Below are 23,209 nucleotides of genomic sequence, written 5' to 3' on the forward strand. Positions count from 1 at the left end.
GAGCGGTATTCCTTTACTGTATTGGGGTCAGGCCCTTTTTAATAAGAGTTATTTCTGTAATTCATATTTTTTAATTTTGAGATATAGCGTATTTCGACTAATCTGTAAGATGTTGGCTGCTTTCGTAATATTCCATTCTACAGAATTTAATGCTTGTAAGATAGCCGTTTTTTCAGTGTTGGTCAGAGAATGTGGAGAGTTTCCTTCAGTATGCTCATGAGTAGGTTTACGCTCAAACTCATTTTCGAAATGTAAATCCTCACCGTTAATGATTTTATCTTCTGCAAAGAATGAGGCTTGCATAAGAACACTTTTTAGCTCCCGTACATTACCAGGCCAATGGTATGAAATTAGTTTTTCCTTCGCATCATCAGATAACGTAATAGAGGGGGTATCTAGTTTTGTCATTAAATGTTGTGCTAGTTCGATAATGTCAGTCCTATTTCTTAAAGGAGGAAGCGTGATAAAAATCCCTCTCAACCGATAGTATAAATCCTCTCTAAACCTTCCGGCTAGTACTTCCTCGCGTAAATTCTTATTGGTTGCAGCGATTACTCTTGTATCAATGACTTTAACCGTATCTCCGCCGATTCGGGTTACTGTTTTTTCTTGTAACACACGTAGTAAGGCTGCTTGTGCCTTCAAAGACATATCTCCAATTTCATCTAAGAATATCGTTCCGCCGTCAGCAGCCTCGAATTTACCAGGAGCACCTTCCCGCCTTGCACCTGTAAAAGCTCCACGTTCGTAGCCAAATAATTCACTCTCAATCAGACTATCGGGGATGGCACTGCAATTAACCGCAATAAATGGTTTCATTTTTCGTGTACCTGAAGTATGTAAGGATTGTGCGATTAATTCCTTACCTGTTCCGGTTTCTCCATAAATGATAATAGGATATTCAGATAAGGCAGCTTTTTTAACAACTTTCCTTACATTTGCTATTTTTGCACAAGAGCCAATAATATCAGAGGTTGTATAAAGCTTTTTTTCCTGGGAGGATTTAGTGTTAGTTCTATGTAAAGAAACAACAGAACGAAAAACTTTATTTGAGTAATCGTCTATGATATCGACCGAATAGCCACCCTTCATATGAAACTCCTGTCCTATACAATCACTGCCTAATACTTGCTGGGCAGGTTTGTTTGCGCGAATAATTCTTCTTTCATGATTGAGTGTAAGATGGGGAGTTGAGCTTAGATTTGCTGTAATTTCTATTTCTTTTAACGCTAGTAGCTTTTCTCGCTGTACATGATCCATAAGCAATCGATTTTGGACAGCTTCTACAATCATACTTGCTAAGGAAACCATGGAAGGATGAAATAATTCTTTCCTTGCACTTATATTAACTGCTCCGATAAATTCGCCACTTGGTGAAAAAATGGGGCTTGCTGCACATGTGAGAAAGTGATTCTTAACATGGAAATGGTGTTCTGCGTGGGTGATGATGTTCTTTTTCTCATAAATGGCAAGTCCAATTGCATTTGTCCCTTTCACTTCCTCAGACCAATTTGTGCCAATTGAAAAATAGTCAATGGATGCATCAATATCGAGATTGCCTATTTTATGAATGATGGTCCCATTACCGTCAGCGACCACTGTAACAATGCCACTTGAATGAATGGTAGGATAAAGTTTTTCTAAAATGGCCGTAGTATGGTTGATCAAATTCTCATTCTCTGTTAGAACCTCTTGCAATTTCTTGCCCGTAAATTTTATATCCTGAATTGGGCCGGTGGGTGAAAGTCCAAACATTTGACAACGCTTCCAAGAAAGATCAATAATGTTCCTCTGATTGAAAAGATCGACGGATGACATGAATATACCTATCCCCCTTAAATACTTTCCTTCCATATTACGCGTAAAAAATAATATCTAGTTATTATTATACTATTAATTAACTATTTTGAAAGTAATGAATACTTGTATTGCAATTATGTATCAAAATAGGACAGTTGGTGCTCAAGTTCTGAACAGCATTTTTATTTATCACTCTTAAAAAGGCCAATTTTAAAAGAATTTAAGATTGGCACGATACTTGCAAGTATATAAGTTGTCTGAATCATATTCATTTTAATGGAGGGGAAAAACGATGGTAGGAAACAGAGCGGTAGCTTATATGGGACCTGGTAGGGTAGAGGTAATGGATATTGGTTATCCAGATTTAGTTTTAAGAGATGGGCCTGGAGTAAATCCTTTGAACGTAGGCCGTAAATGTGAACACGGTGTTATCTTAAAGGTAGTTACAACCAATATTTGTGGAAGTGACCAGCATATGGTTAGAGGGAGAACAACCGCTCCCGAAGGACTTGTGCTGGGGCATGAAATAACCGGAGAAGTAATTGAAGTTGGGCGCGATGTGGAATTTATCAAAAAAGGGGACTTGGTATCTGTTCCGTTTAACATTGCGTGCGGACGATGCCGAAGCTGTAAAGAGCGTAACACACATATTTGTGAAAATGTAAATCCTGATCGTCCTGGTTCAGCCTATGGTTATGTAGATATGGGTGGATGGGTAGGAGGTCAGTCCGAATATGTGATGGTACCATATGCCGATTTCCAATTATTGAAATTTCCGGATAAAGATCAAGCGATGGAAAAAATTAAAGATTTAACAATGCTCTCTGATATTTTTCCAACAGGTTATCATGGGGCAGTAAGCGCAGGTGTTAAGCCAGGATCTACTGTCTATATTGCGGGAGCAGGTCCAGTTGGGCTAGCTGCTGCACATTCGGCACAACTATTAGGGGCATCTGTTGTTATTGTAGGAGACTTGAATGAAGAAAGGCTTGCTCAAGCAAGAAGCTTTGGCTGTGAAACTGTAAATCTACGTAAACATCCTGATTTGGGAGAGCAAATTGACCAAATTCTTGGTGTTCCTGAAGTTGATTGTGCTGTCGATTGTGTTGGTTTTGAAGCATCTGCACATGGTGCAAATGCGATTGAAGCACCAGCAACGGTTTTAAATACAATTATGCAGGTCACACGTGCTGGAGGACGATTAGGGATTCCAGGACTATATGTAACGGGAGATCCCGGTGGAATTGATGAAGATGCTAAAATTGGTACATTGAGAGTTCGTCTAGGATTAGGTTGGGCGAAAGCACATACGTTCGTAACAGGGCAAACCCCAGTCATGCAATACCACCGTGACTTAATGCAAGCAATCTTAAGTGGAAAAGCGCAGATTGCAAAAGCTGTTAATGCAACTGTTATATCTTTAGACGAAGCACCAAGGGGCTACGCTGAGTTTGATAAAGGTGCATCAAGAAAATATGTAATAGACCCTCATGGACTTGTGAAATAATGGTGTCTGCCGATGGAGACACCCAGCCTGTTCAAACGGTGTTTTGGTGAAGGTATTGGTACTGCTTTATTAGTTCTTATAGGTCCTGGAACAGCTGCTTTTAATGGAATTATTACGGCTACTAACAACGAATCAACAACATTGGCAGATATTGGGGTTATCAGTTTTGCCTTTGCAATCATTGTAATGGCCATGATTTATACAATCGGTAGATTAACAGGGTGTCACATAAACCCAGCGGTTACAATCGCATTAGCTTCGACGGGTCACTTTCCATGGAAAGAAGTAGGACCCTATATATTTGCCCAATGTGTAGGCGGTACCATTGGGGCGTTTGGAATTGTAACGGTTTTAGGTATGGACGGAGTCTTGTTAGGTAATTTAGGGGCTACTGTACTTGCGCCATCTACCGGATATTTACAGGGGATGATTATTGAAGCCATTGCAGCGTTTATACTAATGTTTGTGATTATGGGAATTGCAGTGGACTCTAAGGCTCCACAAAATTGGGGAGGATTAGTAATTGGTTTAACAGTCGGAGGGATTATCATGATGACGGCCGGTAGTACAGGAGCATCTTTTAATCCCGCAAGAACCTTTGGTCCCTATATTGTAGATAGTTTATTAGGTGGCAATATTAACTGGATCCAATTCCCTATTTATGTTATTGGTCCAATCATAGGTGCAATAGCAGCTGCGGTTATTTATAGTTATATGACTAGTTCGAAAAAACTACCGGTAACAAATGAAACGTCTCATCATGAAATAGTTAAATAGTTTATTCCGAAGCCTGACCCTCAGCGCAGTAATGCTTTACTGTGTTGGGGGTCAAACCTTTTTTATATAACCTTAATACCTATAAAAAAGAGTACTACGACAATGAATAAAGCCAGTATGACGGTCCACCATTTCATTTTCACTTTTGATAGTAAACGGTCAACGATAAAAAAGAGATGGCTGAAACAAGACTAAGAATTAGAAACACTAAACCGAAAAACAATGGAATAAAAAGGAACTAATTTCACGAGAGTATGTTGATGTAAACATCTTTTTACTCATCCAGTCACTCAATATGGATGTAATAACCCCATATGAAATAACGATCATTAAGTTTAAATAATACAAGTTCGCAAATCCATTCAGGTTAAATCCACCTGGTACCATAAAAATGATTGCAACTATCAAGCTACTAATGATGGCCGTTAAAATTTTTCTTCTTATTATAATAGACATGGGCCGCTCCCTTATTAAAATACAAAAATATACATACTGAACAAAACTCATAGTTTTGAAGATTACTTGCACGGCAAAGCATTCAAATTTGAAAGTAATGTTGGTTTCTCTGTTAAATTGTACAATACTCATTAAGCAACTTAAATAACTTTGTTAAATCTTATTTAATATATGTAACATAAAGTATCTATAACAGTTCTTCTTTTGTTTGAAGATAAACAAAACGCCCATCGTAAAAGCAAAAGATGACTTTAGTCATGGAGGTCGTTACTCTTCAATAATTAAAAACAAGGGTATCTGTAAAAATAGTTGATGAAAGGGGAGATGTGATATGAAAATAGGAATCATCAGTTTTGCCCATCTGCATGCATATGGTTATGCAACTGCACTAAAGGGGATGAAAGATGTCACATTAGTAGGAATTGCCGATGACAACGAAGAACGGGGGAAGAAGTATTCAAACCATTTTGGTACAATGTTTTATAAAAACTATCAAGATTTATTGGATACAGATATTGATGCAGTTGTGGTAACATCAGAAAATTACTTACACCATAAGCATGTCTTGGCTGCAGCTTATGCAGGAAAACATATTCTATGTGAAAAACCATTAGCTACGACTTTAGCTGACGCGCAAGAAATGATTCGAATATGTGAAGAAAAACAAGTTCTATTAGGAACGGCTTTCCGTATTCGCTTCAATACACCGATTCAACAAGCTAAAAGAATAATGGACCAAGGAGCTTTAGGCGAAATACTTGCCATTAAAGGAACCAACCGTGGTACGAATCCTGGAGGATGGTTTATTGACAAAGAAAAATCAGGTGGCGGAGCGATTATTGACAATACTGTTCATGTTGTCGATCTTATGAGATGGTTTACAGGTGCTGAAGTAACAGAAGTGTATGCGGAAATTGGAAGTGTCTATACAGGTAAACCAATAGATGACTGTGGAATCATTACGATGGAATTTAATAATGGAATGTTTGCGACACTTGATTGCAGTTGGTCACGGAATAGTTTTTATCCTACATGGGGCGATATAACAATGGAGATTATTGGGACGAAAGGGACATTAAAGGTGGATGCTTTCACCCAGAAAATTGATGTATATTCAAAACAAAACGGTTTCAAATGGGTTGGTTGGGGTGATAGCGTGGACCCAGGATTTATTGAAGATTTTATTACGAGTGTAAGAGCAGGAAAATCTCCACTTGCAACAGGGCATTCGGGAATGAAAGCGGTGGAAGTCGCACTAGCAGCCTATCAATCTTTTGAGAAAAAGACACCTGTAAAACTGCAATAATAAAGAAGGGAACCAAGAATTCACTTGGTTCCTTGATTGTCTTCATGGATAATGAGCAAGTGAAAATGGCAAGGTGGAGTTCATAGGGATATCTTAAAGTCACAAGAACTGTTACCCTTCCTAAAAGAATGGCTTTGAAGACTTCCCTTTACGTTCGTAAAATCATCTCTTACGTTAGAGCATGCTGACATGGTTTTCCGTGAATCCAATGGCATTCATTGTTTGATAGATCATAACGATACTGAAAACCGTCTCCATTTTCTTACTGAAGAGGGGAACAAAGAAAAAACTACGTTTCAAACTAAAGTTGAAAATAACAAACCTTTTAATTGAGAATTATTATCACTTATTGTATATTAGGTAGTAATGATCCATAATCCATTGAGAAGGAGATTACTACATGCGAATATATTGGACAAAAATAAAGAAGATTATTGAGGAAACTCCTGAGGTTAAAACGTACCTGCTCGACTGCCCGGAAGACTTTACTTGGGAGGAAGGCTCTCATACACACTTTGCACTTGAAGGTTTCAATGCTGGAGATAAACCAAATAAGAGTCTGGTTCGTCATATGTCCATCTCTACTTTGCCTGACGAAAATGCAATCGGTATCACAACGCGGATCAGAGAGAAGTGCTCTGAGTTTAAAGCGATTTTAAGAAATCTTGAAGTCGGTAATGAAGTTGCACTATTTAAAACACATTCGAATGTACCGCTGAAAAGGGAAGACAAAAATATATACCTGCTGTCATCAGGTGTCGGCCTGGCAACTTTTAGACCGCTTGTACTTGAATATTTCGAGCGTGCTACCAACGTCAACCAAATCCATTCCCTAAACATCGATTCATCAAAAGAATTCCTATTCACAAATCTTTTTAAATCTACACCTGACAAGAAGTTCACGGCACGATTCGTAGATAACCGTAAAGACTATTATGAAGCAGTACGAAATCTTGCTGCAGATAAGAATGGACTCTTCTATGTTGTTGGTAGCGACGCGTTCGTTGTCCAGAACATTGAAGTACTTCGTGAGCAGGACATCAAGCCAGAACAAATTATACTCGATAAGCGCGAAAAAGAATTGCCTAAGTTTTTTTCATCTAATGTATCAATTTAAGAAAGACAAAAAATGATCCAGGGAAATATCAATTGCTAATTCGGTATATTCTATCTGGACTTTGGGATACGCCGAATTTAAATACCAGATTTAAAAATGGGAAGGGAATTAGATATGTGGATTTCTAACGGATTTTCAATTTCTACGAATAAAGAACATTTAGATATATCATTCATACATAACTTCTTGAGTAAAGAAGCATATTGGTCAAAGGGGATACCCGAGCAAATAGTAAAAAAGGCAATTAAAAATTCACCTTTATGTTTTGGTATATATAAAGGTGATGTAGGTAATGATGATTTTGAACAAGTTGGTTTTGCAAGAGTAATTACTGATACGGTGACGTTCGCTTATCTTTGTGATGTATTTATATTACCAGACTATCGAAAATTAGGACTATCAAAATGGTTAATGAATATTATTACAAACCATACTGACCTAAAGGGAGTTCGTAGATTTATGTTGGCTACTAATGATGCACATTCATTATATAGCCAATATGGCTTTGAACAGAATGTTAATCCCGAACTATTTATGCAAAAGGTACTTAAAAACCCCTATCAACAGTAGAGTTTCTTCGAATAAATGCGGCAACGTGAAGGAAGCATTGCCTTCTAAAATTCATGAAAAAGATTGTGAAGGAATGTACTTAAATTAATATTCTAAAGAAATTGCTTTACACTTTGTTAAATTACAAGTTATACAGAAAAGGATAGATGTAAACAGGTTTCATCTCTGTTCATCTATCCTTTTTTCTTTGCTATAAAATGTGTTATGACTAATTAAGTTCCCAAAGGTAATATGAAATTCACTTAAACTTTTATAAAAAGTCTGGAACCATGACCTATGCCTGCGAAATCGAATCTAGTAAAATCTGAAATCAATATGTACGATTCAGAGATAGAATTATATAAAATGAAAAAAACAGAATTTCCAATATGTCATTTTTGTACATGAAATTGTGCAGATTTGTGTGGTGTACAAACTATTAGAAAAGATTGATAATTTAAATAGTAAACGTTTTCATAAATGATTAAGGGGGAAGAGTATGAAGAAGTCAAAGTTTTTAGCTATGAGTCTTATCTTGTTATTTTCTATTCTATTAACTGCTTGTAATAGTGACTCAAGTAATGGGACAAGCGATAGCGATGCAGTTGAGCTTGTTTATATGAGTCATACTCCAGAGAATGATGTTCAAAAGAAAGTGATTGAAGAGGATGTGATTGGATCGTTTGAAAAAGAACATCCAAATATCAAAATTAAATGGGTACAAAATGAAGATCCTGTTTCATTAGTAAGGCAACAATTAGCTGCTGGTGCGGGACCAGATATCGTGCTTGTGGACGGTCCAACACAAGTCGTTCAATTTGCTAAATCCGATTATTTATTGCCACTTGATGATTATGCTGCAGAATATGGCTGGTCCGATCGCTATTTTGATTGGGCATATGATACAGGGTTTGTTGAGGACAAACTGTATAGTTTACCTGGTCAATATGAATCATTAGTAGTTTGGTATAACAAAGATCAATTTAAAGAGCATGGTTGGGAAGAACCAAAAAATTTAGATGAATTCTTACAGTTAAATGAAGATATCGCAAACGCTGGGTTAATCCCATTTGCATTTGGAACAACGGACTTTAGACCAGCAAATGAATGGTGGCTTTCAGTTGTCTATAACTCATATTTAGGTAAAGAGGAATTTAAGAAAGTGTTAAGTAATGAGGTTCCATGGACAAGTGACCTCGTTCAAGAAGCGACAACGATTTGGAAGGATATTTGGCAAAAAGGCTATATCAATGAGAAAAAATCACACGCTATTTCTGGTGACGATGCTTGGACATTATTCCGAAACCAAAAAGCAGCAATGAAAATGGAAGGAACCTGGGCGAATGCAAACTTTACGACAGACCCGGTTGACTTCGAGGTTGATTTCTTTGTCATGCCAGGTTGGAGAGATGGCGTTGAACCAACTTTACCATTAGCGTTGGGTGAGAATGTTGGTATTAATGCAGATACGAAACATCCTGATGAAGCTGCGGAATTTATTGACTGGTTATTTAGTGATGAAGTTGGAACCATTATGTTCAAACAAGGCTACTTCTATCCTAACAAGGGCATTGAAGCGGTTGAAGGTGTAGATCCAATCGTTACTAGTGTTCATAAAGAACTAGATGCCTCACTTGAAAAAGGAAATGCTGGATTTGCATCTTGGACATATTGGGGTCCAAATGTTGAGTACTATTTATGGGACAACATTGATAGCGTGTTCCTTGATCAATTATCTGTTGAAGAGTACTTAAAAAATGCTCAGAAACAAGCTGAGAAAGATGAAGAAGAAGGTCTGCTCTTTAATTTTAATGAGTAAATAAAATGATAAGGGGACTATATTTTCATTGTCCCCTTTGTGCAAGGAGTGTGAGGATCAATGGAGGTTTCAACCGTCACATCTACAAAGACCATAACGAAAAATAACAAGAGAAAATGGAAACAAACGATTCTACCTTGGATTCTATTATCTCCTACTCTCGTACTTTTACTTCTTGTTGTAGGAGGACCACTCGTTGGAACCTTATGGTTAGCGTTCACCGATTGGAATGGTATCGCGAATCCTGAATTTATTGGGTTTGAGAACTTTATTCGCCTATTTTCCGATCATGTTTTCTTTGCTGCCCTGTTAAACAATGTGAAATGGATGGGATTCTTTTTAACTGTCCCAGTAATCCTTTCATTAAGTGTAGCGCTCTTAATTAGTAAAGTGAAATTCGGAAAAATGTTTTATCGAATGATTGTATTTATTCCTTATATTGTTGCAACTGTTGTAACAGCGAAAATATGGTTATGGATGTACAACCCATACGTTGGCTTGAATGTGAAATTTGAGGAGTGGGGGCTTGATTGGCTTGCATTACCATGGCTGGAAGACGGGAAATATGCACTATTCTCCGTTGCCCTAGCGGATGGTTGGCATTTCTATGGCTTTCTAGTTGTATTATTCTTAGTCGCTTTACAACAAATTGATAAAAGTTTGGAAGAGGCGGCACTTGTTGAAGGCGCTAATAAAATTCAAATCTTTTTCCATGTTGTTTTACCACAATTACGACCAACACTTGTTTTAATTTATATGTTGCTAATTATTTGGTCATTTGCTGCCTTTGATTATGTATTTGTCATGACACAAGGTGGACCTGGTAATGCATCTGAATTAATTGCCACGTATATGTATGACCTAGCAATCTACGGCCAACAACCAGGGTATGCGAGTGCCGTTGCTTTAACTATGGGTCTCTTTAGTATTCTAGTTATCGTTGGATTTGGTTATTTGAAGAAAAAGGGGTGGGATGTGTAATGAAAAAGTTCTTAGACTGGAGGCATATCCCTCTAATTATTATAGCTGCTCTAACCGCTGCACCACTTTTTCTTTTATTTAGTAATGCATTAAAACCAAAAGATGAGTTTCAAGTAAACCCATTTGGAATCCCGTCTAGATTAGAGTTCCAAAATATCGTGGATGCTTGGGAGAGGGGTGGTTACGGGGAAGCGTTCATCAATAGTCTTATTGTAGGTGTAACCTGTATTGTGATTATTTCATTGAGTGCTGGCTTTGCTGCCTATGCATTATCAAAGCTCCAATTTAAAGGATCAAATGCAATTATGGGAATCCTTTTATTCATTCTATCTGTTCCTGTCGGTTTGTTCCTTGTCCCATTATTTTTCATTTGGAAACAGCTAAATTTAATGGATAGTTTGTTAGGGCTCATTCTAATCTATTCAGCTATTTTTCTACCATTTAATATTTTCTTATTACGTTCCTTCTTTGTAGCGATTCCTAATGAGTTATTGGATAGCGCTCGAATTGATGGATGTAATGAATTTCAGGTGATTTATCGGATCATGCTTCCATTAGCCAGTCCTGCATTTTTAACGGTTGTTCTTCTTGTTGGATTATGGACGTGGAATGAGTTTTTCTTTGCCAATGCGTTTATTCAATCAGAGGAGTTAAAAACAGTTGCTACAAAGTATTTAGCCTTTACGGGTAGATTTACCTCAGATTGGTCAATGTTATCAGCTGCTGGGGTAATCACGATATTGCCAATTACCATCATTTTTGTTATTTTACAGCGCCGTTTCATTGAAGGTATTGCAGAAGGTAGTGTCAAAGGATAATTTTATATGAAAAAAGAGGAGGAATATCAATGTCAGTTACTGAAAAGAAAAATGTTTTTAGCCAGCAATCATTAGATGTATTTGCAAACGATTACGTCGAAAGAGTTTATGCAGGATGGCTTGGGAAAATTATAGGTGTTAGACATGGAGGAAATATTGAAGGATGGACTTACGAGAGAATAAACAAGGCTTTTGGTGAAGTCACTGGGTATCTCCATGAATTTAAAAACTTTGCAGCAGATGATGATACGAATGGTCCATTATTCTTTTTACGATCGTTAGAAGATTATACTCATACAAGTGAGATTACACCAGAACAGATGGGGCTAACATGGTTGAATTATGCGCCAGATGGCCATGGCTTTTACTGGTGGGGTGGATATGGGAAATCAACCGAACATACGGCTTATTTAAATATTAAAAATGGGATAATGGCTCCACGTTCTGGTTCGATTGAACAAAATGGTCATGCAGTGGCAGAGCAAATTGGTGGACAAATCTTCATTGATGTATGGGGATTAATTACACCAGGCAATCCAACATTAGCTGCTGAGTATGCTGAAAAAATAGCATCTGTTTCGCACGATGGCAATGGAAAATATGGTGGTATGTTTATTGCAGCATGTATTGCGGAAGCATTTGTTGAAAATGATATCGAAAAAATTATCGAAGCCGGCTTAGCTGTGATTCCAACAGACTGCGAATATGCTGAAATAACAAGAGATTTAATCAGATTTTACCATGAGCACCCTGAGAATTGGAGAGACTGCTTCCAATATGTATATGAAAACTATGGTTATGACAAATACCCAGGAAACTGTCATATCATTCCAAATTCCGCAGTTATCGTTTTATCCATGCTTTATGGTCAAGGGGATTTCTCAAAAACGATTAATATTTGTAATATGTGTGGCTGGGACACAGATTGTAATGTCGGGAATGTTGGATGTATCTTAGGTGTAATGAATGGCATTAACGGAATTGATCAAAAATGGATTACTCCAATCAATGATTTCCTATGCTGTTCAAGTGTAATCGGTACATTAAATATTCAGGATATTCCTTGGGGGGCCTCATACATTTCAAAACTCGGGTATAAAATTGCAGGTGTGCAAGCGCCAGAAAAGTGGGCTAACCTAATCGTAGAAAAAAATAGAGTTTTTCACTTTGAATACCCGACGTCTACCCATGCCTTTCGAGTTGAATGTGATGCTGCTGAACAAGTAACGGGCGTCGTTGAAAACACAACAGAAGAAGCACATACGGGTGATCGTTCATTAAAAGTAATATTTGATTATAGTAATGGAGGAAATGGCTATCGCACATTTGTAAAAACCTACTATACTCCAGAAGACTTTAATGATAGTAGATATGATCCTAGCTTCTCACCAATTCTTTATCCAGGTCAAACGATTGAATGTCATGTGAAGATTCCTGTTGGGGATATAAAAGATGTTAAAGCTAGACTATACGTCAAAGATCGGAATACGAATCAAAGATATTATGGAGATAAAGTTCAATTATCAGCGGGTAGTTGGGATCATTTAGTGTTTGATATCCCTTCCTTAAAAGGAGTATGTATCGAAGAAGCAGGTATTGAATTGATACCAGTACAAGAAGAGAGAAGATTAGGTGCTCTGCCTTCCTTAGTCGCGTATGTTGATGACTTTAGTTTCTCAGGAAAACCTAACTATGAAATTGATTTTGAGAATGAAAGATTAGAAGTATGGAATGGTTTACACATCGAAGTAAGTCAGTTCACCTACCTACGAGGAATTTGGACACTAGAAGATGGGTACCTAAGTGGAAGTTACTATGGTGAACAAGCAGAAGCCTATACAGGCGATCTCAATTGGGAAAACTATGAATTTGAAGCCACTGTAAAGCCAATGCTTGGAAATGATCATTATGTAAATTATCGAGTTCAAGGTGGTATTCGTTCTTATGCAGTCGGTTTTTCACCAAATAACCAACTAGCCCTTTATAAAAATGATAATGGATATAGTAAACTAGCATCGTCTGATTATGTTTGGGAAGTTGGAAAAGAATACACTCTCAGAATAGAAGCGAATGGAAACCACTATAAAATTTTTGTAGATGATCAAGTAGCACTAGAATATACCGATACAGAAAATCCATATCTAACTGGACAAATTGGTTTTTCAAATGTGAATGGTAGCCACACACATTACAAAGGATTTAGAGTAAAAGGTTTATAGGATGGATAGGGAATTTCCTTTCAAAAAAGAGGAGGGGAATTCCCTTATTGAAATTATTTCCAATAATCGGAATATTGAATGTTCTTCTTGCTTTTTTCCACTGATTGAAAACATAATGTAGAAAATATGCTTTCAATTATATAGGGGGGAATTCTGTTGAAGATTAATCTTTTACTTGCTGAGGACGAAGGGAATGTCCGGAGGGGTATCACACAATATATTCACCAACTAGGTGAACCCTATTTTTTAGTTGGAAGTGCTGCCAATGGGGTAGAGGCTATGGAAATAGCGAAACGTACGAACATCCATATCCTCGTAACAGATATTCGAATGCCAAAAATGGATGGTCTAGATTTGGTCAAACAAGTGAAACAGCTATATCCGGAATGTAAAACAATCATTGTCAGTGGCTATGATGATTTTGAGTATGCGAGAAAGGCCATTCGCCTAGGGGTTCAAGAATTCTTACTTAAACCGATTCAACAAGAAAGTCTATCAGAAACCTTATCGAAAGTAACCTCTACTTATTTTTCAATATCTACTCATAATCAACTGATAGTGAATCAAGAAAAATGGGACATGGCACTCGTTCGTCTTGAATCGCATTTATTTGATGCCATTGAAATTGGAAATAAGGATACGACGAAGGAGGCATTTACAAAACTTTACCTTGCATTCTTAGCTCGTGTAAAAGATGATCCCTTCCGCTTACTATCATTTGTACTAGATAGTCTCAAGTCATTAAGAAAAAGGCTCTCATCCAATGAATTAATTCAATTTTATTATAATAAAGAAGGAAACATGTTATTTGAAGAATTAAACCCAAAACTGACCACTCAAGCCGTTAGAACAAGAGTGGAGGAGTTCTTCATACAATGTTCAGATATCGTGAGGGATAGCAGACAACAATCTTGTCCAGATATCCTGTTTCACTGTAAAGAGGTAATCAACAACCATTACAAGCAAAATATTACATTAAATGAAGTGGCCCATATTGTCGGTGTGACTCCTTCCTATTTAAGTAGAGTGTTTAAAAAAGAAATCGGGATTAATTTCATTGATTATTTGAACAACGTCCGTATCGAAAAAGCGAAACTTCTACTTAGAGAATCAGATATGAAAGTGTTGGAAGTATCTGAAAAGGTTGGGTTCAATAGTACGGAATACTTTACAAGGATCTTTAAAAAGCACACAGGTGAATCACCGCTACACTATCGAACAAAAAGAGTGGCAAAATAAATGAGAAGACCTTCAAACAGGACACTTTATCAGAAACTTTTGTTTATATTAATAGCGCTAACGATCATTCCTGTTTTGATAATAAGTATATATGGTTATCATACGTTTAGTCGTGTTCTTTATAATATGATTGCAGAGTCCAATTACAACAATGTCAATCAAATGGGAGAGTTTTTAAGTGAAATCTATCAAGATATGGATAGTATTCTAACAAAGATTACGATACATCCAGATATTCAAGATTCTTTAAAAAAAGAATCAAAGAATGATTGGAACTCTTATCAAGAAGCTAGATTCTTTACCGAGTATACAAATCTTCTCATGGTAGGTCATCCAGAAATAAAAGAAATATCCGTCTATAATTTTGAAGGGAAACGGCTAGATAGTGAGGGTCATTTTTTACCAGGATTTGAAGAGCATTTTGCATTTGATGAATTAAGGAGTAACCTTGAAAATCAATTCGTTACAACGAGTAAGGTATACACCGTTGATGGCGATAACATCATTTCGTTTGGAAAAAAGGTCATTGACTTACATACAGGCAAATACATTGGAATTGCCATTTTGGATTTAAATCTTGATTACTATTATCAAGAACTAGGAGATGCAAAACTATTAAAATCAGGTTATTTCATTTTAATGAATCAACATAATGAGTATCTGTTCCACCCTACTAAAAAATTAGGAACAATATCCAACCACTTTTGGATTGAACAAACTGAAAAATACAAATTATACAAAGATCAAAACGGAAACCAAATGCTGTACTTTATGAAAGAAGTACCACAAACAGGATGGAAGGTATTTGGGGTTGTTCCGTATGATGAAGTTGTCGAACAATTTAAACCGATTCGTTTAGGATTCTTAGTTTTTATTGTTATAATCCTTTGTTTTATCTTTTTATTGGCTCTTTCCATTCGAAAACTATTTGTGAAACCCATTCAAAAATTACAAGAATCGTTAATTGATGTCCAAAATGGAGATTTTCAAACAAGGGTTCATTTTAATCGGAAGGATGAAATTGGGATCTTAGGTGCTCATTTCAATGCAATGGTGATGAAAATTGAAGAGTTAATCAAACGAGTCTATCAAAGTGAATTGAGAGAATCAAAGGCCCTTTTATTGCAAAAACAGGCAGAAATTGATGCCCTACAAGAAAAAATAACACCGCATTTTTTATACAATACTCTTAATTCAATTAGTTGGTTTGCAAATCGAAAAGGAATACGAGAAATTCAAATTGTAGTGGATTCCTTAAGTCAATTATTACGATACAGTTTAAAAGATGATACAAAATTCGTGACGTTGAAAGAGGAGTTCAATTACTTGAAGTTATTTGGGGAAATCATTGATTTTCGTTATGATGGAGAAATTGAGTTTATCTATCATCTTCCATCAGCTATCGATCACACATTAGTACCTCGGTTTCTTATACAGCCGATTGTTGAGAATGCGATTAAATATGCTTTTGATACGACAAATTCATCAAAAGTAATTGAAGTCATCTGTTTTCAGCAAAATAAAAACGTGGTGATTGAGGTGAAAGATAATGGAATTGGTATTGAGGACGAACGCCTAAAAGAAGTGTATTCAATGTTGGACTCATCCGTAGGCACAATGATGAAAGAAAAAAGAAACCCAGAGAGTACGGGAATAGGCTTAGCAAATGTGCACCAAAGAATAAAATTAACATTTGGCGATGAGTATGGTGTAAAGATTGAAAGTGAACCTGATCAAGGAACAAAGGTAACACTCATTCTACCTTATTATCGAGGAGAGGTGTTTTTTAAATGAGTCAAATTGTAGTAATTGGTAGTATCAATATGGATATTGTCAACCGAGTGACCCGGCACCCTCTGCCAGGAGAAACGATGAAAGGATTAAAAACGGAGTTTAATCCCGGTGGAAAAGGGGCCAATCAAGCTGTATCTGCATCAAGAGCCGGTGGAGAAGTAACAATGGTGTGTGCATTAGGTAATGATTCGTTTAGCTCCGAATTGCTTGAAACCTTGAAAAATGAAGGGATTTCGAGTGATTTTATTGTAACCAAACCCTCTAGTTCGGGACTTGCCTTCATTACTGTAGATGGTAATGGAGAAAATTCGATTATTCTCGAAGAAGGAGCCAATGGTTTACTACATAAAGATGACATTAAAAACATTCTCCCAGTTGTTTCAAAAAAAGCTGATTTAATCCTATTACAAAATGAAATTCCTTGGGAAACGACTACGTATGTGCTTGAGCAAGCTGATAAATTAGGTGTACCTGTCTATTTTAACCCTGCACCAGCAGTTCAGGTTCCCAATGATGTATTGGCAAAACTAGGTGGTCTATTTGTGAATGAAACCGAAACGGAAATGATTACAGGAATTCATGTTTCTAATCCAGATTCAGCAGAGAAGGCAGCAGACCTCCTACTAGAAAAAGGGGTCAAAGAAGTCATCATTACGCTTGGTAGTCAAGGATCTTATTTTAAGAATAACAATGGGGTACGCATCTTTACACCCGCATTTACAGTACAAACTATTGACACCACTGCAGCGGGGGACACCTTTATAGGGGCATACCTAGTAGCAAAAAGCAGTGGAAGCACCATTGAAGATAGCCTCACATTTGCAACTGCTGCTTCGGCCTTAACCGTATCAAAGGAAGGGGCCCTAAAGTCTATCCCAACCAAAAAAGAAGTTTTAGAGTTTTTAAAAGTACGGGTTTGAGGAGAAGTAATACAAAAGGTTTCCCTGACTGGAAATTCATAAGTAAAGTCATGAAAACTTATTGAAACTGAAAGAGGAAATGTAAAAAAAGCCAATCCATTTTAACAGGCAGTTGTTGAGTAGAAAAACCCGAATTAATATACAAATTGGAAACTAATTAACATATAATCCAATTGTTTTAATTAAACTATAGTAAGGAATTTCCAGGGGGTGCTACAATGAGTGAAATCGTTTGGGGTAGTCCAGCTAGTTTGTTTTGTTTAGGGTTTTTCTTAGCGGGTTTAGGAGTTTTTATTAGACTTTCAAGAATTACCAAATAATATTGGTAATGTATTTCAAAAAGCAGATAGACACTAATTAATGGGTTCGTTTGACGGAGAGAAAACATAACATAACAAAGGAAATGGAGTATGAATTCGCAATAATCTCATACTCCCTTTTTATTGAAATGACAATAAATTCTTTGTTTTAACGAGCTTAATGACACTTGAAAATTAATCTACGGTTGCTTAGTTAAATAACAATCATCAACAATCGGGCGCAATTCTTGAATTGGAATTGTGCCTTTTTCAGTGCAATGGACTCTTCTAATCTTTATTGGAATTTAACTACATACTTCGAACTAGGTATCTACTATAATAAAGATTAATATTGTAAAATACTATTATTAATAAGTTTACAATGTTAATTATGTTTTATTCAAAGATTTCTAGAATGTTCAGTAAAAAATACGATAAGGAGTCCGAAAATGAAAAATAAAATAAACTATTTAATCTTACTTTTAACTGCCATCTTAATAGTTGGTTGTACTAACGTAGAAGATGTATCGAATACTGATGGGAAAGCTGTTTCACAAGAAGTAACTACAAAAAATAGTGAAAAAGAAAAAACGACGACTGTAAAACAAGTAGTTGAGGAAACATCAACTGAATCAAAAGATCAACTGTTTAAAGATTACAAATTAATTAAAGTTGATGGTGGTGATATGTCTGGATATCGTGAATCTAACGTCGTCGTTGACATTGGTTATGGGGAACGTGAATATTGGGCATTCACGAATGAATACGGGCAACTAGTCCGTGTCGTTGCCGATGAAATCATTCTACAAGATGACCGTACCGAATCTGTAACATCGTCAGGCAGATACTACGCTGATGAAGCAAAAGTTCCTGGTGTCGAAAGAGCAGATTTAGATGAAGGACATATTATTGCAGATTCTCTTGGTGGGGTATCAAATGCTTATAATATTACTCCACAAGATAGCACGCTTAACCGACATGGTGATCAAGCATATTTGGAAGACGCTATCCGTAAAGCTGGTGGAGCTACTAATTTTGAAGCAATTATCACATATCCGAATACGGAAACACAGATTCCTTCAAGTTATCAGTATACCTATACCATAATGGGTAACATGATAGTTGACAAATTTGATAATGTGAACCCTGATAAAGTAAATGCAGCACTAGGTTTAACAGGTAGTAAGTCTTCAACCTCAACTAGTTCAAATTCAAACACAAATTCAACTAGTCCAAATACAAACGTTGATATTTCTAATATTGATACAAACGGTAATGGTATAGTGACGATAAAAGAAGCGAAAGCAGCAGGATTTAGTATGCCAATAACAAGTGATCATTGGTTATACCCCTATATGCGAGATAATGATAATGACGGTATGGTGGGTGAGTAGACAGCTATATCCCTGTGAGGAATAAAAAACATTTTCATCATGGACAATTTTAAAGCTTACCGGGGATAAAAGACTAATGAATGTATAATACCTTATATACTAATATTGAAGAATTGATTTTGAATTTAGTTATAGTTTTAGGGGGTATAAATGTGGGGCAATCTGTAGAGAAAACATTACCTAAGTTGCCAGATGGGATTAAGGCTATTTTAAATGATAGTTATGATAAGTTCATTTTTACCGATAAAGTAATCAATACCATTTCGGAATATTATATAGTTTATAGGACATACGAAAAATTTGATGAAATGAAGTTCAGTTTATTGGCTATAGATGCAGTTAGAAAAGCTAAGGACGAAAATACCTTCCCTTTTGTTTTTAGATATGCGTTATCAGATGAATTATTTAAGGAAAAAAGAGTTGTCCAGGAACAAGAATTGACAAACTTTGCCCTCAAGCACCGTTTAAATGATGTTATAGGAAAGTTTTTAGAGAAATCTCCTGATTTTCGTGAAATGAGAAAAGATTATTATTCTGGTTTGATAATAGGGTTTGCCAGTTTGGTCACTAAGAACCCATTAAAAATTTGGAAATCAGTTGAGAAATCGATGGAACTACCCTATGAAACTCTACTGGAGCAGGCAAAGATTCGTTCGTATTGTGAAATTAAGGATAGCAAGACCTTCCCTTTTATTGGTACACCTTACGATAGGATTTCTAAACAGAAGTAAACTAGTGAACGGGTGTGTTAATCAATAAGGGTTTTAGTGAAAATGAAAATAGAGAAGGAAATAAAATGGTGAGGAGGGATTGTATTGAGGATGTCTGGAATCGATGCTGCCAACATATTTGTGAAAGAAAAATTTCCTAATTGTGATAATGCATTTTTAGCAGGAAGTGCTTCTAGAGGTGAGGAAACTGAAACTTCTGATTTAGATATTGTAATATTTGATAACTCAACGGAAAGTAATTATCGAGAGAGTTTTGTTCTATATAATTGGAAAATTGAAGCCTTTATTCACAATTACACATCTTATCTAAATCAGTTCAAAATAGATATAGAATCAGGAAGACCAATTTTAGCCAATATGTTGGCTGAAGGAAAAATCATTAGAGATAATGGTAAATCCCAGGAAATAAAGGATAACGCTATAACCTTTATAAAAAGTGGGCCCACACCTTTAACTGAAGACTTTATAAGAGCATCTAGATATTTCATTTATGACCTTCTAGATGATTTTAAAGATTCTTGCAATCCTCCAGAGGCTATAATGACTTTACATACAATCACAACGCAACTAGCAGATTTTATTCTTCGTGTTAACCAGCAATGGAGTGGAAGGGGAAAAGGTCTTGCAAGGGCTTTACACAAATTTGATAAAAAAATTTATAATCAATTCTTCGATTCTCTGGATTGTTATTATAAGGATGGAAACAAACAACCATTTATTAAATTTGTGAACGGCATCTATGAACCGTTTGGTGGTCCTTTATTCGATGGTTTTTCACAAGGAAAATAATTTTTATTCTTCAATTATAGGGTAGTTTTAGTTGTACAATAAGGCATATACAGAAAAAAGAGTTGGATAATGTAAAATCCTACTCTTTTTTTCTGAGTTTATAATTAATGTTGCTAACTTTTAAGGTTTGTTTAATAAAACTGCTTAAAATGAGATATAATAAAAGAAACGGAATATTACAATAATTAGTTTAATAGGTTGATTGAGTCATGGGGAAGCTTTGAGCCGATTTTCAAACTGTTGCATTTGCCAATTGTTTATTTTTTACTCCATGTTTTACATAAAGGGAAGAACATTGTTTATCATTTTTAAAAGGGGAGTGTAAAAATATGCAAAAACAAAAGCTGTTGATCAATGGGGAAAGATTAAGGGAAGAATTGGAGCGATTTGCCGACTTTGGCCGGACAGAAAAGAATGGTGTCACAAGGTTAGCACTATCAGATGAAGACCGCCGTGCAAGGGATTATTTCCGATTCTGCTGTGAGGAATTAGGGTTGGATGTAAAGGTTGATGATTTGGGATGTATGTATGCGACACTTGAAGGAACGGAGAATAAACCTCCTATTCTCATTGGCTCCCATTTAGATTCAGTCAAAAAAGGTGGCCGGTTTGATGGTGTTTTAGGGGTAGTTGCTGGCTTGGAAGTAGTTAGAACCATTATAGACCATAATATTACGCCGAAAGTTCCAATTACGGTTGTGAATTTTACAAATGAAGAAGGTGCAAGATTCGAGCCTTCAATGATGGCATCAGGAATACTTGCTGGTAAATTTGAAAAGTCCGTTATGCTGCAAAAGAAAGATTCAGATGGGATCACTTTTGGTGAAGCTCTGAAGGGTATTGGATACGAAGGGCAAGTGGAAAACCGACTAAAAGAAGCGACAGCTTTACTTGAGATGCATATTGAACAAGGACCTATCTTAGAATCAGAAGCGCTTTCGATTGGCGTTGTGGAATGTGTTGTAGGTATGGCTTGTTATGAAATCGAAGTGACAGGGGAGTCCGACCATGCAGGTACGACGCCAATGAACATGCGTAAGGACGCCCTGTTTGCAACGAATAATCTCATTAACGAGATACGGAGCTACTTGGGCTCTTTAGATCAGGAATTAGTTTATACGATTGGAAGGGTAAATGTGTACCCAAGCATTCATACGGTCATTCCGAATAAAGTCGTCTTTACGCTTGAGGCCAGACACAAAGATATGGGAATCGTTAACAATGTGAAAGAGTTCATTGAGGCACTTCCTAAACTTGAAGAGAATGAAGGCTGCGAGATAAAAGCAACGAAATTATGGGATCGAGATACAGTTTGGTTCGAGCCGGAACTTTGCAATCTGTTAGAGCAATCCGCAAAATCCCTTGGTTATAGTCATAAACGAATGGTGAGCGGGGCAGGGCATGACGCACAGTTCATCGCAAGCTATGTCCCTACCACCATGCTGTTTGTTCCGAGCAAAAATGGAAAAAGCCATTGTGAAGAAGAACTAACCACATGGGAAGAATGCGAAAAAGGTGTCAACGTCATACTAGATACTGTGCTGAACCTATTATCGAAGTGAATTGAAAATCATTAAGAATTTTAAATGTAAAAAGTAGTCCTGATTATGAGGACTACTTTTTGTGGTTTCCCAGTGAAATTTATACACCAGCATCTTTTCACAAATCTTTTTACTTTTAATAGATGCCACATTTTTCTCCTTTTTAACATTTCGATGGGGGAGCACATCCGAGTTCTCACACTGAAATTTGTGATTCTGCCAATTCGTTTCTTAAGTAATTCATCTTCTGTTAATAAATATTGTCAAAGATTGGAGAGAAATTTGTGGAAAAAAGAAGATGAAATAAAATTGCCTATATTCTAAATAGTGTTATAATTTAGTTGATATATCAGATTTCATATCTAATAAATAGGTAGGAGGATATGCTTTGAAAGCAGCAATTGTTACTGGTTCAGGTTCTGGAATCGGTCGGGCTATCGCAAAATCCCTTGCAAAAAATAATTATTTTGTCACAGTAACAGATATTAATTTGCAAAATGCAAAGGAAGTTGTTCAAGAAATCATAAGTGAAGGGGGGGAAGCAATAGCAGAGTATGTAGATATTAGTAACGAAGAAACAATTAAAAATATGATTTCCAGTAGTATTTCTAAAAATCGCAATTTAGTTTTATTAGTAAATAATGCAGGTGTGAACTTTACGACAACAGTTGAAGATTGTACACCTGAAGAATTTGATAATTGCATTGCCATTAATTTAAAAGGTCACTACCTTGTAACAAAACATTCCATTCCACTTTTAAAAAATAATCCTGGTAGTAATATCATAAATATTTCTTCCACTCATGCCTTCAGGACTCAACCTAGATATTTTCCATACAGTGCAGCAAAAGCTGGGATACTTAGTATGACTCGAAGTATGGCAATAGATTTAAGAAATTATTTGATTCGAGTAAATGCAATATGCCCTGGGTTAATTCAAACTCCAATTATGAACTCATCCTTATTTGAAGAGACAGACCCATATTATCAAAAGGTTATTAAATATCATCCAGTAGGGAGATTAGGAAAACCCGAAGATATAGCGAATGCTGTTCTATTTCTATCTTCTGAGAATGCTTCCTTTATTAATGGTGAAACTCTCGTTATTGATGGAGGAAGAAGTTGCATTACATATGAATTAGACTAAGAGATT

General features: G+C 36.3%; 19 protein-coding genes. 17 read left to right on the forward strand and 2 right to left on the reverse strand.

What is annotated here, in order from left to right:
• Window positions 1-48 precede the first annotated feature (48 nt).
• Window positions 49-1,818 (reverse strand): sigma-54-dependent Fis family transcriptional regulator, encoded by a 1,770-nt coding sequence (locus tag BTHG_RS00855; RefSeq protein ID WP_010280938.1) that lies wholly within the window; start codon window positions 1,816-1,818, stop codon window positions 49-51.
• A gap of 274 nt (window positions 1,819-2,092) precedes the next feature.
• On the opposite strand from BTHG_RS00855, the gene fdhA reads away from it, so the two are divergent.
• Window positions 2,093-3,307 carry a formaldehyde dehydrogenase, glutathione-independent gene (fdhA, locus tag BTHG_RS00860; protein ID WP_010280941.1) on the forward strand — a complete coding sequence of 405 codons (1,215 nt, stop codon included), beginning with the start codon at window positions 2,093-2,095 and terminating at the stop codon, window positions 3,305-3,307.
• Between the two features lie 12 nt (window positions 3,308-3,319).
• Complete coding sequence (locus BTHG_RS00865; protein ID WP_010280944.1) at window positions 3,320-4,084, forward strand: MIP/aquaporin family protein; 765 nt, start codon at window positions 3,320-3,322, stop codon at window positions 4,082-4,084.
• Window positions 4,085-4,291: 207 nt separating this feature from the next.
• Here the strand turns inward: BTHG_RS00865 and BTHG_RS00870 are convergent, their stop codons facing one another.
• Window positions 4,292-4,540 carry a hypothetical protein gene (locus BTHG_RS00870; RefSeq protein ID WP_010280946.1) on the reverse strand — a complete coding sequence of 83 codons (249 nt, stop codon included), beginning with the start codon at window positions 4,538-4,540 and terminating at the stop codon, window positions 4,292-4,294.
• Between the two features lie 331 nt (window positions 4,541-4,871).
• Here BTHG_RS00870 and BTHG_RS00875 point away from each other — a divergent pair, with 331 nt between their 5' ends.
• The 15 genes from BTHG_RS00875 to BTHG_RS00950 all read left to right on the forward strand — a co-directional run bounded on the left by BTHG_RS00875 (window position 4,872) and on the right by BTHG_RS00950 (window position 23,203).
• Window positions 4,872-5,846 (forward strand): Gfo/Idh/MocA family protein, encoded by a 975-nt coding sequence (locus BTHG_RS00875; protein ID WP_010280948.1) that lies wholly within the window; start codon window positions 4,872-4,874, stop codon window positions 5,844-5,846.
• Window positions 5,847-6,246: 400 nt separating this feature from the next.
• Window positions 6,247-6,963: a ferredoxin reductase domain-containing protein gene (locus tag BTHG_RS00880; RefSeq protein WP_010280950.1), complete on the forward strand. Its 717-nt coding sequence runs from the start codon at window positions 6,247-6,249 to the stop codon at window positions 6,961-6,963.
• 114 nt (window positions 6,964-7,077) lie between these two features.
• Complete coding sequence (locus tag BTHG_RS00885; protein WP_010280952.1) at window positions 7,078-7,533, forward strand: GNAT family N-acetyltransferase; 456 nt, start codon at window positions 7,078-7,080, stop codon at window positions 7,531-7,533.
• A gap of 478 nt (window positions 7,534-8,011) precedes the next feature.
• Window positions 8,012-9,331 carry an ABC transporter substrate-binding protein gene (locus BTHG_RS00890; RefSeq protein WP_010280954.1) on the forward strand — a complete coding sequence of 440 codons (1,320 nt, stop codon included), beginning with the start codon at window positions 8,012-8,014 and terminating at the stop codon, window positions 9,329-9,331.
• A gap of 60 nt (window positions 9,332-9,391) precedes the next feature.
• Window positions 9,392-10,312, forward strand: a complete 921-nt coding sequence (locus BTHG_RS00895) for a carbohydrate ABC transporter permease (RefSeq protein ID WP_010280957.1) — start codon at window positions 9,392-9,394, stop codon at window positions 10,310-10,312.
• Complete coding sequence (locus BTHG_RS00900; RefSeq protein WP_010280963.1) at window positions 10,312-11,130, forward strand: carbohydrate ABC transporter permease; 819 nt, start codon at window positions 10,312-10,314, stop codon at window positions 11,128-11,130. The genes BTHG_RS00895 and BTHG_RS00900 overlap by 1 nt, the downstream gene beginning before the upstream one ends.
• Before the next feature lie 29 nt (window positions 11,131-11,159).
• A complete protein-coding gene (locus BTHG_RS00905) occupies window positions 11,160-13,349 on the forward strand; it encodes an ADP-ribosylglycohydrolase family protein (protein WP_010280965.1) in 2,190 nt (729 codons plus the stop codon).
• Window positions 13,350-13,505: 156 nt separating this feature from the next.
• On the forward strand, window positions 13,506-14,588 hold the full coding sequence (locus tag BTHG_RS00910) for a response regulator transcription factor (RefSeq protein WP_010280968.1): 1,083 nt from the start codon (window positions 13,506-13,508) through the stop codon (window positions 14,586-14,588).
• Entirely contained in the window at window positions 14,589-16,382 is a 1,794-nt protein-coding gene (locus BTHG_RS00915) for a sensor histidine kinase (RefSeq protein ID WP_010280971.1), read from the forward strand.
• The gene (rbsK, locus tag BTHG_RS00920) at window positions 16,379-17,302 is read left to right on the forward strand and encodes a ribokinase (RefSeq protein WP_010280975.1); all 924 of its coding nucleotides are present in this window, start codon (window positions 16,379-16,381) and stop codon (window positions 17,300-17,302) included. Before BTHG_RS00915 ends, rbsK begins: the two co-directional genes overlap by 4 nt.
• A 748-nt stretch (window positions 17,303-18,050) precedes the next feature.
• Window positions 18,051-18,995, forward strand: a complete 945-nt coding sequence (locus tag BTHG_RS00930) for a DNA/RNA non-specific endonuclease (RefSeq protein WP_010280978.1) — start codon at window positions 18,051-18,053, stop codon at window positions 18,993-18,995.
• Between the two features lie 152 nt (window positions 18,996-19,147).
• Window positions 19,148-19,726: a hypothetical protein gene (locus tag BTHG_RS00935; RefSeq protein ID WP_010280981.1), complete on the forward strand. Its 579-nt coding sequence runs from the start codon at window positions 19,148-19,150 to the stop codon at window positions 19,724-19,726.
• A gap of 90 nt (window positions 19,727-19,816) precedes the next feature.
• Complete coding sequence (locus tag BTHG_RS00940; protein ID WP_010280985.1) at window positions 19,817-20,515, forward strand: nucleotidyltransferase domain-containing protein; 699 nt, start codon at window positions 19,817-19,819, stop codon at window positions 20,513-20,515.
• A gap of 329 nt (window positions 20,516-20,844) precedes the next feature.
• A complete protein-coding gene (locus BTHG_RS00945; protein ID WP_010280987.1) occupies window positions 20,845-22,077 on the forward strand; it encodes a Zn-dependent hydrolase in 1,233 nt (410 codons plus the stop codon).
• 367 nt (window positions 22,078-22,444) lie between these two features.
• On the forward strand, window positions 22,445-23,203 hold the full coding sequence (locus tag BTHG_RS00950) for an SDR family NAD(P)-dependent oxidoreductase (RefSeq protein ID WP_010280989.1): 759 nt from the start codon (window positions 22,445-22,447) through the stop codon (window positions 23,201-23,203).
• The last annotated feature ends 6 nt before the right edge of the window (window positions 23,204-23,209 follow it).

The organism is Bacillus timonensis, from assembly GCF_000285535.1.
GTDB classification, from domain to species: domain Bacteria; phylum Bacillota; class Bacilli; order Bacillales; family Bacillaceae_L; genus Ferdinandcohnia; species Ferdinandcohnia timonensis.

Bases quoted from the DNA above. Each gene is read 5' to 3' on its own strand.
- BTHG_RS00855 (WP_010280938.1), bottom strand. From the start codon at position 1,818: ATGTCATCCGTCGATCTTTTCAATCAGAGGAACATTATTGATCTTTCT.
- fdhA (WP_010280941.1), top strand. From the start codon at position 2,093: ATGGTAGGAAACAGAGCGGTAGCTTATATGGGACCTGGTAGGGTAGAG.
- BTHG_RS00865 (WP_010280944.1), top strand. From the start codon at position 3,320: ATGGAGACACCCAGCCTGTTCAAACGGTGTTTTGGTGAAGGTATTGGT.
- BTHG_RS00870 (WP_010280946.1), bottom strand. From the start codon at position 4,540: ATGTCTATTATAATAAGAAGAAAAATTTTAACGGCCATCATTAGTAGC.
- BTHG_RS00875 (WP_010280948.1), top strand. From the start codon at position 4,872: ATGAAAATAGGAATCATCAGTTTTGCCCATCTGCATGCATATGGTTAT.
- BTHG_RS00880 (WP_010280950.1), top strand. From the start codon at position 6,247: ATGCGAATATATTGGACAAAAATAAAGAAGATTATTGAGGAAACTCCT.
- BTHG_RS00885 (WP_010280952.1), top strand. From the start codon at position 7,078: ATGTGGATTTCTAACGGATTTTCAATTTCTACGAATAAAGAACATTTA.
- BTHG_RS00890 (WP_010280954.1), top strand. From the start codon at position 8,012: ATGAAGAAGTCAAAGTTTTTAGCTATGAGTCTTATCTTGTTATTTTCT.
- BTHG_RS00895 (WP_010280957.1), top strand. From the start codon at position 9,392: ATGGAGGTTTCAACCGTCACATCTACAAAGACCATAACGAAAAATAAC.
- BTHG_RS00900 (WP_010280963.1), top strand. From the start codon at position 10,312: ATGAAAAAGTTCTTAGACTGGAGGCATATCCCTCTAATTATTATAGCT.
- BTHG_RS00905 (WP_010280965.1), top strand. From the start codon at position 11,160: ATGTCAGTTACTGAAAAGAAAAATGTTTTTAGCCAGCAATCATTAGAT.
- BTHG_RS00915 (WP_010280971.1), top strand. From the start codon at position 14,589: ATGAGAAGACCTTCAAACAGGACACTTTATCAGAAACTTTTGTTTATA.
- rbsK (WP_010280975.1), top strand. From the start codon at position 16,379: ATGAGTCAAATTGTAGTAATTGGTAGTATCAATATGGATATTGTCAAC.
- BTHG_RS00930 (WP_010280978.1), top strand. From the start codon at position 18,051: ATGAAAAATAAAATAAACTATTTAATCTTACTTTTAACTGCCATCTTA.
- BTHG_RS00940 (WP_010280985.1), top strand. From the start codon at position 19,817: ATGTCTGGAATCGATGCTGCCAACATATTTGTGAAAGAAAAATTTCCT.
- BTHG_RS00945 (WP_010280987.1), top strand. From the start codon at position 20,845: ATGCAAAAACAAAAGCTGTTGATCAATGGGGAAAGATTAAGGGAAGAA.